The sequence below is a fragment of the Microbacterium sp. F1-18 genome (assembly GCF_052921305.1).
The window spans coordinates 204665-217526 of the sequence record NZ_JBREVD010000004.1 but is presented as its reverse complement, the minus strand read 5'-3'; the positions used below and the strand labels follow the sequence as shown (position 1 = coordinate 217526).

The window sequence follows — 12862 nt, the reverse complement described above, 5'->3', positions numbered from 1 at the left end:
TCAGTGAGCGCCTGCGCGGTCACGACCCCGTCACGCGCTCGAACAGCCCGGGGTAACTCAGCACGAAGCCGTCGTCGTCGACGGTGAGCGTGCGGCGGAAGTTGTGGTCACGTGATTCGAAGCAGTATGCGCGCGGTCCGACCCGCGTGTACCGCTGTCGGCTGAGCTGAACCTCGAGGGACGGCACGTGCGCCCAGGCCACCACGACATCCGCGTGACTGCCGACGGCGAGTCGTAGACGGCGAATCGGAAGGGCGTTGGTGGCGGGCGTGACGGTGATGTCGAGGTCCGTCGCGCCCGCGAGGTCGGGGCGTGCGGCGCCATCGACCGTCCATGCTCCGTCGGTGTTCTCGATATGCGTCACCCGCTCGCCCACCTCGATGGTCGCGTGGTGGAAGCCTCCGTCCGGAGCGAGCCGCACCGCGTAGCGGCAGGCCTGCTCGCCGCCGTCGACCTCGCCGACGATGCGGATGCCGTCATCGGAATACTCCGTCGTGCACCTCTCGACCGTCTCCGCCGACCCGACGCCGGTCCACGAGATTCGCGTCGTCCTCATGCTCCCATCCCCTCGATGTTTCACGTGCAACATCGCGTCGCCATCCTGTCAGCGGGTCCGCGCCGACGGAATGGTCATTCGTCGGGGTTGCCGAGCGCGGTCAGCCGTGCGACGATGCCCGCCCGTTTCGGCGAGCGTGCCGGCAGCAGTCGCAGGCACAGCCGCAGAACCTCCGCGTCTCCGGTTCCCTCATCGGTCTCGACGTAAGCGAGCAGCACCTCGACCGAGGCCTCGGCCAGAAGGGCTTCGCGCAGCGAACCCCGCAGCCGATCGCGGACCTCCTCGGTTCCCGGGGCGCATGAGTCCGGCAGCACCGGGCCCGAGTAGGCGGCGAGTGCCACACGGTGCGCCCCGCGGTCGAGCAGCGAGGCCACCTGCTGCGCGTCGGTCTCGAGCTCCGTCGGCAGCCGGTACGGACGCGACAGGGGAACGAGGTGCGGCGCGGTTCGTTCGAGCATCCGCCGCAACCGCACCATCTCGGGGCGAAGCGTGTCGGTGGCATCGGGGCCGTAGACCAGTTCGGCCAGACGTTCCGCCGACAGGCCTTGGCGGTGCGTCGCGAGCATCAGCAGGATGTCGGCGTGACGGGCAGACACCTCGACGATGCGCTCACCGTCGGGTCCGGCGATCTCGAGGAGAGCACGATCGCGCCCCAGTACCCGCAGCGTCGACGCTGTCGGGGCGGAACCGACGCGGTTCCGTGATCGGACGAAGCCGCGCGGCCGGTCCGCCCGGGAGCGCAACCGAGCGACCAGCACCTCACTCTCGATCGCACGCGCGGTCGCGTCGACGAGAAGCCTCGCCTGGGGGGTCGCTGCCTCCGCACGGCCCGTCACATCGATGACGCCGAGCAGCCGATGGGTCTCGGGGTCGTGCACGGGTGCCGCCGTGCACGACCAGGGCTGCACCAGGCGATTGAAGTGCTCCGCGCCGCGGATCTGCACCGACCGGCCGAGTTGCAGTGCTGTGCCCGGCGCCGAGGTGCCCACCGCAGACTCCGACCAGTTCGCCCCCGCGACGAACCCCACGTCGCCCGTGAGCGTCCGCACGCTGGTGTCGCCCTCGACCCAGAGCAATCGGCCAGCCGCATCCCCGACGGCGACGACCACGCCGGAGTCGGCGCTCGGCACGAGCAGGGCGCGGACCATGTCCATGACCCCGGCGAGCGGGTGAGCGCTGCGGTACGCCGCGAGCGCGCGTTCGTCGAACTCCAGTGGCGGCAGCGCCTCGGCGCCGACGAGGTTCGCCATCGATCGGCGCCACGATTCTCGGACGAGCGACCGGACATCGTTCAGACGACGCTCGGCATTGGTACCGGCCAGCAGCTCGTCGTGTGCACGCTCGATGAGCAGACGGGACGACTCGGGATTGACATCCCACTGCGCAGACCACGACGAGGACACGGGCGACTCCGATCGGCGGTGAAGGAGCGCCCTCAGCCTAAGCCGGGCGGGCTCATCGCGGTAGAGCTCGCGTGGTCGTCAGCCGTCCGAGCGCGCCGACCACCACTCGCGCAGCCGCTGCTCCGCGGCCTCCTCGCCGATCATCCCCTCGTCGAGACGGATGTCGAGCAGATACCGGTACGCCTCGCCCACCTCACGGCCGGGTCGGATGCCGAGGACCTCCTGGATGCGGTTGCCGTCGAGCTCCGGGCGCATGGCGCCGAGCTCTTCGGCGGCCGCCAGCTCGTCGATGCGCCTCTCGATGTCGTCGTACGCCGACTTCAGGCGAGCCGCCTTGCGCTTGTTCCGCGTCGTGACGTCGGCGCGGGTGAGGATGTGCAGTCGCTCGAGCTCATCCCCCGCGTCACGGACGTAGCGTCGGACGGCCGAATCGGTCCACGCCCCCTCCGAGTAGCCGAAGAACCGCAGGTGCAGTTCGACCAGGCGACTCACCGACGAGATCGTGTCGGAGTCGAAGCGGAGGGCCTGCAGGCGCTTGCGCGCCATCCGAGAGCCCTTGATGTCGTGGTGGTGGAAGCTCACACCCCCGCCGGGCTCGAGTTTGCGCGTCGCGGGCTTGCCGATGTCGTGCAGCAACGCGGCCAGTCGCAGCACGACATCCGGCGCGGCATCGGGATTCCGTTCATACTCGAGCTCGATGGCCTGACGCAGCACCGTCAGAGAGTGCTCGTAGACATCCTTGTGGTGGTGGTGCTCGTCGATCTCGAGCCGCAGCGCCGGAACCTCGGGCAGCACGAGTTGCATCAGGCCGGTGTCGACGAGCAGCCGGATGCCGCGGGCAGGGTCGTCGGTGCGCAACAGCTTCACAAGCTCGCCCTGCACGCGCTCCGGGCTCACGATCGAGAGCGTCTCGCGCAGGTCGGTCATCGCCTGTTCGGTGGCGGGATCGACCGAGAACCCGAGCTGGGACGCGAAGCGCGCGGCCCGCAGCATCCGGAGCGGATCGTCGCCGAAACTCACGGCGGGATCACTCGGTGTGCGCAGCGTCGTGGCGACGAGGTCCTCGACCCCGCCGTTCGGGTCGACGAGCGAGGGTCCCGGCACGCGCAGCGCCATGGCGTTGACGGTGAAGTCGCGCCGCGCGAGATCCTGCTCGAGGGTGTCGCCGAACTCGACCGTGGGCTTGCGGGTCACACCGTCGTAACTGTCGGCACGGTACGTCGTGATCTCGATCTGCTCGCCGCGCACCTTCGCGCCGATCGTCCCGAACGCACGACCGATGTCCCATGTCGCGGTGGCGAGAGGCTCGACGACGCGCAGGATGTCGTCGGGTCGGGCGTTCGTGGTGAAGTCGAGATCGTTCGTCGCGCGTCCGAGCAGTGCATCTCGCACGGGACCGCCGACGATCGCCAGCTCGAAGCCGGCGCGCTCGAACGCGTCGGCCAGCGCCGAGACGACGGGAGATGCTGCCAGGGCGCCCAGGCGCGCGACACCCTCGGCCATGTTCAGCATGACTCCGAGCCTACCGGCCCTCCCCCGGCGCTCCCGAGCCGGCGATCAGCTCGCGATCAGTCGGCGAAACGCAGGAAGCCCGTGAACAGCAGCTCGCGCACGCGCGGCAGCAGGTCGGCGCGGAGCGCGGCGGCATCGACCTCGAGCAGGTCCGCGATCGCAGCGACCAGCACGCCGACCGGAAGATCGCCGTCGCTGGCCCCGACGAGGGCAGCGAGCGCCGGATCGACGTCGAGCACGCGACCGAAGCCCGCCCCCTGGCGCAGTTCGATGACCTGCGGGTCTTCGGCTCCGGGTACGTGGTGGCGCGCTTCGGTCACATCCGGCGCGACGCGCAGCACCGCGGCATCCAGGTCGGCGTCGGTCATGCTCGAGAGCCGCTGCCAGGCGTCGAGAGACGCACCGATGTGGGGACCGAGAGCGCCCGGGATGCTGCCGGAGATGCGCTCGTAGCGGGCGAGCGTCGGGATGACCGTCGGGCGGTGCAGCGTGATGTACCCGAACCCGATGGCGGTGACCCCGCGCTCGGCGAAGTCGTCGAGCCACGCCTGCACGAGCGGGGCGTATGCGGGTGAGCCGGGCGCGGTGCCGCCATCGCGGACCCAGAGTTCGGCATAGGCGAGCGGATCGAGCTGCTCGCGCTCGACGACCCACGCATCCAGGACGACGGAAGACTCCGACACCCACGAGCGCACCCGGTCGAGACCGTCCTCACCGGCGCGGTACTCCCAATTGCCGAGCAGCTGCGCGACTCCGCCCGGAGCGAGCACCGAACCGACCTCGCGCACGAAGGCGGCGACGAGGTCATCGCCCGACATCCCGCCGTCGCGGTACTCGTACGCGGGCACACCCTCCACGCGCGGTGTGATGACGAACGGCGGGTTCGAGACGACGCGCTCGAACTGCTCGCCCGCCACCGGCTCGAACAGGCTGCCGGAACGTGTCTCGATGCCGTCGACGGCGTTGAGCAGCGCGTTCAGGCGCGTGAAGGCGAGAGCACGCTCCGACACGTCCGTCGCCACGACGCTGTCGCCCGTTCGGCGGGCTCGAAGAGCCTGGATGCCGCACCCTGTGCCGATATCGAGCACGCGCCCCACTCGCGACGTGAGCTGCAATCCCGCAAGCGTCAGTGAGGCACCGCCCACCCCGAGGACGTGACCGGTGGGCAACGGGCCGCCCACCGCAGCCTCGTCGAGGTCGCTCGCGATCCACCAGTGCCCCTCGCCCGCGGCATCCGAGATGTCCTGCGGACGCACGAGCGCGTCGGGCACGACGAGGTCGCCGTCGACGTGCGCGAGCCCGAGCTCGATCAGGCCCGCTGCTCCGTGCGACGGCAACGCGGCGTCGACCGACTCACGCGGCGCCGGACCACCCAGGAACAGCAGGCCCGCCAGCACAGCGAGGGCGTCGGTTCGCCCGGCCAGCACGCGACGGGCAGGCTCGGTGAGGCCGTGACCCACCGCCGTGTCGACCATCGAGCCCCAGAGCTCGCGCACGGCGTCGGCGCGATAGCCCGCGGCATCCAGATCGGTACGGAGCGCCGTGCAGCGGTCGGCTTCGGGGTGAAGAGTCACTCCCCCATTCAACCGTGCGTATGCGCGAATAGCCCGAGGCCCGGCCCGCCTCGGATGACGTACAGGGCGGCCGCTCTAGACTCTGTGCGACCCTGCGGTCGGGTATCGCAGCGGGTCGAGAGCCGCCATGACCGACATTTCCCCTGCCACCGCCCGCGCCCGTCGCGGCCGTCGCGGTGCCCGCGTACTCGGCTGGCTCGCCGCTGCCGCGATCGTCATCGCCCCGCTCGCCTCTCCCGCCGCCGCCGTCGCCGAGACGTCGCCGAGCCCGACACCGAGTGCCAGTCCGACGCCCGGCGCCCCCGGGGTGGCCACGCTCATCGCCGCTCCCGCGAGCGGCGGGCTCGTCGCGAACGGCAGCGACGCGGTGATCTCGGTGGATCAGCGGAACGGTTCACCGCGCGCACTGCCCGCCGGCACCGTGTCGGTGTCACTGTCGCGCTCTGCGCTGACATCGCCGCAGGCGGTCGTCGACTGGTTGCGCCCCGCCGAGGACGCCGACGAGACACTGCCGGTCTTCGAAGAGGTCGCCAGCACCGATGTCACCGAGCTCGCGGCCGGCGACGAGCGCGCCACGAATGTGTCGATCTCAGCGACCGAGAAGGACCTCGTCGGCCTCGCCCCCGGCGTCTACCCCGTCGTGGCCTCCGGTCCCGGCGGGTCGGCGCGCACGGTCATCACCGTGCCCCGCACCGACGCACCGCCGCGCTCGGTCACCGTCATCGTCCCCGTCACCGCGGGCGCCCGCACGTCGGGCATGCTCACGGCCGCGGAGCTCTCCGAGCTCACCGCCGAGAACGGTGCGCTCAGTGCTGTTCTCGATGCCGTGACCGGCACTCCTGCCGTCCTCGCTGTCGACCCGGCGATCGTCGCCTCGGTCCGGGTTCTGGGATCGAGCGCCCCCGCGAGCGCCACCGGCTGGCTCACGAGCCTCATGTCTCTCCCCAACGAGCGCTTCGCCCTGCAGTTCGGTGACGCCGACCTCGCGACCCAGGTCCACGCCGGCCTGACGGCGCCGCTCGAGCCCACAACCCTCGCCCCGTACGCCGACCCGGCCGACTTCAGCGCCTCCGCAGGTTCGACCACCCCCGCTGCCGTGCCCGACCTGCGGCAGCTGCTCGCCGTCGGAACCGCGGCGAACACCGTCCGCGACGTGTTCTGGCCGGCCGGTGGCACCGCCGGACCGGATGTCGTCACGACGCTCGACGCCCAGGCCGACGCAGACGCCGACGTGCTCACCCTCGTGCCGTCCGACACCGTTGCCGGCGATGGCGGCGTTCGCGCCGCGGCGGGCGACGCCGATCTGCTGGTCTACGACAACCTCGTCTCGGCCGAGCTCGCACGCGTCGCCGCCGCCTCGGACGACGCACCGGTTCGCAGCGCCGAACTCGCGGCAGCCACCGCGCAGGTCGCCCTCAGCGGCGAGACCCCGATCGTCACGACCATCGATCGGCCGGCGGCGAGCTCGCGCACCAGCATCAGGGCGGCGATCTCCGCCGTCACCGGCAGCGCGGGGGCGACCCCGACGTCGCTGCTAGACCTTCGTGCGGCAGCGCCGGCTCAGGTCACCGTCGCCGACATCCCCGCCGCCGCCGACCGCGTCGCGGCCCTCCAACGCTTCCTCGCCGACGAGGAACGGCTCGCGACCTTCGCCACGGCGTTAGTCGAGCCCACGCAGCTGACGGCACGCGAACGCACCGCCATCCTGCAGCTGATCGGCGACGGCTGGCTGAATGACCCGACCGCGTGGGCGACCGCCGTGGCGCAGCACGAGCAGAACACCGAGAGCACGCTGGATGCCGTCGGTATCGCCAATCCCGGCACCATCAACTTCCTCGCCACGAGTGCGCCCATCCCGGTCACCGTTCGGAACGACCTGCCCTGGCCGGTCTCGCTCGTGCTCTTCGCCGAGACCGGCGACCCCCGACTCATCGTGCAGAAGGCGACCGTCGTCGAAGCGGGGGCGCAGCAGAACACCCGTGTCGACGTGCCGGTCGAGGCACGCGTCGGAAGCGGAGACACCACCCTCAGCCTGCAGTTGCGCAGCACCGCCGCCGTGCCGATCGGCGCATCGGAAGCCATCGGTCTCACGGTGCGCGCCGAGTGGGAATCGGTCGGCATCACGGCCATCATCGTGATCGTCGTCGTCCTCTTCGCGGGCGGCGTGATCCGCACGGTCCTGAAGCTCCGGCGGCGCCGGAACGAGAACGCAGCTGAACAGCAGGACACCCCCGAACAGCAGGAGAGCACCGAGTGAGCGGAATCGGCCGGGCAGGAGCGGTCGTCGCCGCGGGAACACTCGTCTCCCGGGTCACGGGTCTCGTGCGCAATATCGTGCTCGCTGCAGCGCTCGGAACAGTGGGCGCAGGCGCGGCGGACGCTTTCACGCTCGCCACGCAGCTGCCGAACAACATCTACGCGATCATCTCGTCGGGTCTGCTCGCCGGCGTGATCGTTCCCCAGATCATCCAGGCGGCCAAGCACCGCGACGGCGGCAGCGCCTTCGTGTCGAAGCTGCTGACGCTCGGGGTGATCGCCCTGGCGGTGACGACCGCGGTGGCGGTCATCACCGCCCCGCTGCTGGTGATCGCCTACGGCGGCAAGCTGGCACCCGAGACCCAGGCGCTGGCGCTGGCTTTCGCCTACTGGTGCCTCCCCCAGCTGCTTTTCTACGGCCTGTACGCGCTGCTCGGCGAGATCCTGAACGCCCGTCGCGTGTTCGGCCCCTTCGCGTGGTCGCCGATCATCAACAACGTCGTCTCCATCACCGGGTTCCTGGTCTTCATCTGGATGTTCGGCGTCCGCGAGGACGCGGTCGGATGGACGCCGACGATGGTCGCCATCATGGGCGGTACGGCGACCCTCGGCATCGTCTTCCAAGCCCTCGTGCTACTGCTGTTCTGGCGCCGGGCCGGGCTTCGTGTCCGCCCGGACTTCCAGTGGCGCGGCATCGGCCTGCGGCACATCGGCCGGCTGGCGGGCTGGACCTTCCTGATGGTCGTCGTCGGGCAGGTCGCAGGACTCATCCAGACCAACATCGTGGGCTCGGCGTCATCCAGCGCCCCATCGATCGCCGTCCTGTCGTACGCCTGGCTCGTCTTCATGCTGCCGTTCTCGGTGATCGTGCTGTCGATCGGCACGCCGTACTTCACCCGGCTCAGCGAACACGTGTCGGCAGGTCGGCCCGACGCGCTGCGTGCCGACCTGGATTCGGCGACTCGCACCATCGGGATCTTCATGGTCGGCGCGCTCGCGGCGATCGTGGCGGCGATCGTGCCGATCTCCCGCGTCTTCACGAAGACGCCCGATGCCGCCCAGGCCTTCGCCTGGGTGCTCGCGGCGTATCTGGTGGCCCTCCTCCCCCTGTCGTTCCAGTTCGTGCTTCAGCGGACGTTCTACGCCTATCAGGACACCCGCACACCGTTCTTCTTCACCCTTGCCCAGGCGGTGCTGGTCATCGTGACGGCACTCATCGCTGCGGCCTTCCTGCCGCTCGAGCACCTCGCGGTCGGCATCGCCCTCGGACAGTCGCTCGCCAACGTCGTGCAGCTCGCTCTCGCCGTCATCCTGTTGCGCCGCAAGATCGGGCCGCTGGGCCTGGGTGGTGCGGTCCGCGCGGTCATCCGCTTCGTCGTCGCCGGAATCCCGGCCGCGATGGTCGGCTGGCTCGTCTTCGCATCGCTCGGCGGCAGCGCGGGCTGGGTGGCCGGCGGCTACATCGGCGCACTTCTGGGCGGCGCTGTCATCGGCCTGACGACCCTCGTGGTGTATGTCGGCCTTCTCGCCGTCCTGCGCGCACCGGAGCTCGGCACCGCGGTGCGGACGGTGCGGCGCATCCTCGGTCGCTGACACCCCTCCGCCACGGCCGCGGGGGAATGCCCCGCGGCTACCATGGGTTGGACGTGTCGGGGTATCCGCGACGCGGATTCCAGACCCCAGAAAGGGATGTCGACGTGCGACAGGTCATCATCATCGGATCCGGCCCCGCCGGCTACACCGCCGCCATCTACGCGGCGCGCGCGAACCTGAAGCCGCTGCTGATCGCGAGCTCGGTCGAAGCGGGCGGCGAGCTGATGAACACCACCGAGGTCGAGAACTTCCCCGGCTTCCCCGAAGGCATCATGGGGCCCGACCTCATGACCAAGATGCAGGAGCAGGCCGAGAAGTTCGGCACCGAGGTCCTGTACGACGACGTCGTCGAGCTCGACATCGACGGCCCCGTCAAGAAGGTCACGCTCGGAAGCGGCGCCACCCACGAGGCCGACAGCCTGGTCTTCGCGACCGGTTCCGCCCCACGCAAGATCGGCATCGAGGGCGAGAGCCGCCTGTCGGGTCGAGGCGTGTCGTATTGCGCCACGTGCGACGGCTTCTTCTTCCGCGGGCGCACGATCGCCGTCGTCGGCGGCGGAGACTCGGCCATGGAAGAGGCGACGTTCCTGACGAAGTTCGCCTCGAAGGTCTACGTCATCCACCGCCGTGACGAGCTGCGCGCCTCGAAGATCATGCAGAACCGCGCCATGAACAACGACAAGATCGAGTTCATCTGGAACTCCGAGGTCGCCGACATCCTGGGCGAGGATGCCGTCACGGGCGTCGTTCTGCGCGACACGGTGGACGGCTCGACCCGCGAGCTCGCCCTCGACGGCATCTTCGTCGCGATCGGATACGACCCCCGGACACACCTGGTCCACGGATCGCTCGACTTGACCGAGCACGGCACCGTGTGGGTCGACGGCCGCTCGTCGCGCACCTCGGTCGCGGGTGTTTTCGCCGCCGGTGACGTCATCGACCCGACCTACCGCCAGGCGGTCACCGCCGCGGGCAGTGGAACGGTCGCGGCTCTCGACGTCGAGCACTACCTCGCCGCCCTCGGTGAGGCGTCCGAGCCCGCCGCCGACAGCTCACCGCTGCGCGGCCGCCCCGACGAGGGCCTCGAGTCGCTCGTCGCCGAGACCGAGACGGTCTGACAGGAACAATTCGCCCGCGTACGTCGTTGACGTACGCGACACCCTTTCGAAGGAGATCACCATGACCGCCAAGGCCACGACCGAGAGCACCTGGCAGCAGGACGTCCTCGACGCCGATGGACCCGTCCTCGTCGACTTCTGGGCCGCGTGGTGCGGTCCGTGCCGCATGGTCGGACCCATCCTCGACGAGATCGCCACCGAGCACCCCGAGAAGATCACGGTGCTCAAGCTGAACGTCGACGAGAACCCCAACCTCGCCATGCAGTACCAGATCACCTCCATCCCCGCGATGAAGGTCTTCAACAAGGGCGAGGTCGAGAAGACGATCATCGGCGCGAAGCCGAAGTTCGCACTCGAGCAGGACCTCGCCTCATACATCGGCTGAGATCTCAGGCGCTCTCACAGAAGCCCCGGTCGGATATCTAATCTGACCGGGGCTTTTTCGTGCTTCGAACGTGGACTATTCAACTTCAGGAGGCGTCTGCGCGTGTCGCGGCATCCCAACGCCTGTGGGGTTCGCTGCCGAGCAGTCGCCACACCGCCCTCGTCAACTCCGGGTGATCCATCGCGATCTGTCGGAGCACGCGGTAGTTGCGGGCCGAGCTCGGGCGCCCACCGCCGTACGCGGCGATGTTCTCGGCTCGGAGCATGAGCACGACCAGTTCATCGACGGACGGCAGCTCCTCCATGAACTCCCACGGGTCCTCACCCGCCCGGAGCCGCTCCTCGACGAGCACTGACAGCTCATCAGCTGCCTCCGCGCGCAGCAGCTCGACGCTCGCTCGGCGGGGGTTCTGCTCGTCGGTCACCGAACAAGCCTACGTCGCGTCACCGACACGGGGTCAGCGTGCTCCGTATGCATCCTCACCGAGCTCGGCGAGGATGCGGTTCAGATCCTGGATCGTCGCGAAGTCGACGACGATCTGTCCCTTGCGAGCCCCGAGCGAGATCTTCACCTTGGTATCGAGACGGTCGCCGAGTCGTCCCGCGACCTCATCGAGGTGCGCACGCACTCCCCCCGCCTTGGGGGCGGGGCGACGGGTACTGGCAGCCTCGATGGTCTTCGCCGCGGCCTCGGCAGCGCGGACCGACAGATCCTCGTTGACGATCTTGTCCGCGAGGCGCTGCATACCGTCGGCACCGTCGACCGAAAGGATCGCACGCGCGTGGCCGGCGCTGAGGACACCCGCCGCGACGCGTTGCTGCACCGGCACCGGCAGCCGCAACAGGCGGATTGTGTTGCTGATCTGCGGGCGTGAGCGTCCGATGCGCGTAGCGAGCTCTTCCTGCGTGATGCCGAAGTCCTCGAGGAGCTGCTGGTACGCGGATGCCTCTTCGAGCGGGTTCAGCTGCGATCGGTGGAGGTTCTCGAGGAGGGCATCTCGGAGGAGATTCTCGTCGGAGGTGTCACGCAGGACCGCCGGAATAGCGGTGAGTCCGGCCTCACGCGCGGCACGTGTGCGCCGCTCCCCCATGATCAGCTCGTACTTGCCGTCCTCGTTCGTGCGGACGACGACGGGCTGCAGCACCCCGAACTCACGCACACTGTGCACGAGTTCCGCCAGGTCGTCGCTATCGAAGTGCGTACGCGGCTGCCGGGGGTTGGGAACGATGTCGTTCGGGTCGACCTGGATCAGCGCTGCGCCGGGAATCGAGACGAGCTCGGGGGCATCACTCTGCTCTGTCGCCAACGACGCGGGCGCCTCAACCGTGGCCGCACCATTCCTGCCGCCCGGGAAGAACACGTCGACGGGTCGAGCCTCCGTCGCCTCAGAAGTCGGGATGAGTGCGCCGATCCCTCGACCCAATCCGGTGCGCTTGGCCATCAGGCTTCTCCCTTGTTTCCATGTGTCGTCGCAGAAGCTCGCTGAGCGATCTCGACGGCCGCTTCGCGGTATGCCACCGCGCCAGCCGACTGCCCATCGTAAGCGATCACGGTCTGTCCGAAGCTCGGCGCTTCCGAGACGCGCACAGAGCGCGGGATCACCGTGCGGAGCACCTCGTTCGGGAAGTGCGACCGCACCTCCTCCGCCACCTGCTGCGCCAGTCGGGTACGTCCGTCGTACATCGTCAGGAGGATCGTCGAGAGGTGCAGCCGGCTGTTCAGGTGCTTCTGGATCATCGACACGCTGCCGAGCAGCTGGCTGAGCCCTTCGAGCGCGTAGTACTCGCACTGGATGGGGATCAATAGTTCGTGCGCAGCCGTGAAGGCGTTGATCGTGAGAAGACCCAGCGACGGCGGGCAATCGATCACCACGAAATCGATGCGCTCCTCCACCGAGGCGAGATAGTCCTCGACCGCCGTTCGCAAGCGATGCTCGCGAGCGACCTGAGATACCAGCTCGATCTCGGCGCCAGCCAGATGGATGGTGCTGGGAGCGCAGAGGAGATTAGGGGATTCCGGGCTCACCTGGACGATGTCTGACAGTGGAAACTGGTCGATCAGTACGTCGTACACGCTCGGGACATCCGCACTGTGGGGCACGCCCAACGCGGTCGAGGCGTTTCCTTGCGGATCGAGGTCGATCACGAGCACGCGTGCACCCAGCGAAGCGAGGGATGCAGCCAGGTTCACCGCGGTGGTCGTCTTACCCACTCCGCCCTTCTGGTTGGAGACCGTCATGACACGGGTGTCGCCACTGAAATCGATCGACACATCGTCGAGCGCGCGGCGACGGGATGACAGGTCCGCCAACTCGCGAGCCAGCGGAGAATCGAACGTCAACGACGCGCGGCCCGACTCGGGTTCTGCCATTCGTTCAACTCCTCGGTTCGTGATCTCACTCTACGGACGCCCTCTGACGTTTCACGTGAAACGGATGGGGTGATGTTTCACGTGAAACGGGGGTT

General features: G+C 69.1%; 11 protein-coding genes. 4 read left to right on the top strand and 7 right to left on the bottom strand.

The features are described from left to right. Window positions 1–19 precede the first annotated feature (19 nt). The 4 genes from ACU6RU_RS13055 to ACU6RU_RS13040 form a co-directional block, all read right to left on the bottom strand. Entirely contained in the window at window positions 20–556 is a 537-nt protein-coding gene (locus ACU6RU_RS13055; RefSeq protein ID WP_289330511.1) for a putative glycolipid-binding domain-containing protein, read from the bottom strand. A 74-nt stretch (window positions 557–630) separates the two neighbouring features. Further along, window positions 631–1959, bottom strand: a complete 1329-nt coding sequence (locus ACU6RU_RS13050) for a GAF domain-containing protein (protein WP_446726747.1) — start codon at window positions 1957–1959, stop codon at window positions 631–633. 78 nt (window positions 1960–2037) lie between these two features. Further along, window positions 2038–3471 (bottom strand): CCA tRNA nucleotidyltransferase, encoded by a 1434-nt coding sequence (locus tag ACU6RU_RS13045; RefSeq protein ID WP_446726746.1) that lies wholly within the window; start codon window positions 3469–3471, stop codon window positions 2038–2040. A 56-nt stretch (window positions 3472–3527) separates the two neighbouring features. Beyond that, complete coding sequence (locus tag ACU6RU_RS13040) at window positions 3528–5045, bottom strand: DUF7059 domain-containing protein (RefSeq protein WP_446726745.1); 1518 nt, start codon at window positions 5043–5045, stop codon at window positions 3528–3530. Window positions 5046–5172: 127 nt separating this feature from the next. Between ACU6RU_RS13040 and ACU6RU_RS13035 the strand changes: the two genes are divergently transcribed. The 4 genes from ACU6RU_RS13035 to trxA all read left to right on the top strand — a co-directional run bounded on the left by ACU6RU_RS13035 (window position 5173) and on the right by trxA (window position 10397). After that, complete coding sequence (locus ACU6RU_RS13035) at window positions 5173–7302, top strand: DUF6049 family protein (RefSeq protein WP_446726744.1); 2130 nt, start codon at window positions 5173–5175, stop codon at window positions 7300–7302. After that, a complete protein-coding gene (gene murJ / locus ACU6RU_RS13030) occupies window positions 7299–8894 on the top strand; it encodes a murein biosynthesis integral membrane protein MurJ (protein ID WP_289330516.1) in 1596 nt (531 codons plus the stop codon). The genes ACU6RU_RS13035 and murJ overlap by 4 nt, the downstream gene beginning before the upstream one ends. Window positions 8895–8998: 104 nt before the next feature. Then, entirely contained in the window at window positions 8999–10012 is a 1014-nt protein-coding gene (gene trxB / locus ACU6RU_RS13025) for a thioredoxin-disulfide reductase (RefSeq protein WP_446726743.1), read from the top strand. A 61-nt stretch (window positions 10013–10073) separates the two neighbouring features. Next, window positions 10074–10397 (top strand): thioredoxin, encoded by a 324-nt coding sequence (gene trxA / locus ACU6RU_RS13020; protein ID WP_023953450.1) that lies wholly within the window; start codon window positions 10074–10076, stop codon window positions 10395–10397. Window positions 10398–10482: 85 nt separating this feature from the next. On the opposite strand, the gene ACU6RU_RS13015 is transcribed toward trxA, so the two are convergent. From ACU6RU_RS13015 to ACU6RU_RS13005, 3 genes are read right to left on the bottom strand one after another with little or no spacing between them, the layout of a single operon-like run. Next, entirely contained in the window at window positions 10483–10821 is a 339-nt protein-coding gene (locus ACU6RU_RS13015) for a tryptophan synthase subunit alpha (protein ID WP_120263930.1), read from the bottom strand. A 33-nt stretch (window positions 10822–10854) separates the two neighbouring features. Further along, complete coding sequence (locus ACU6RU_RS13010; RefSeq protein WP_446726742.1) at window positions 10855–11838, bottom strand: ParB/RepB/Spo0J family partition protein; 984 nt, start codon at window positions 11836–11838, stop codon at window positions 10855–10857. After that, the gene (locus ACU6RU_RS13005; protein WP_446726741.1) at window positions 11838–12767 is read right to left on the bottom strand and encodes a ParA family protein; all 930 of its coding nucleotides are present in this window, start codon (window positions 12765–12767) and stop codon (window positions 11838–11840) included. Before ACU6RU_RS13005 ends, ACU6RU_RS13010 begins: the two co-directional genes overlap by 1 nt. Window positions 12768–12862 lie beyond the last annotated feature (95 nt).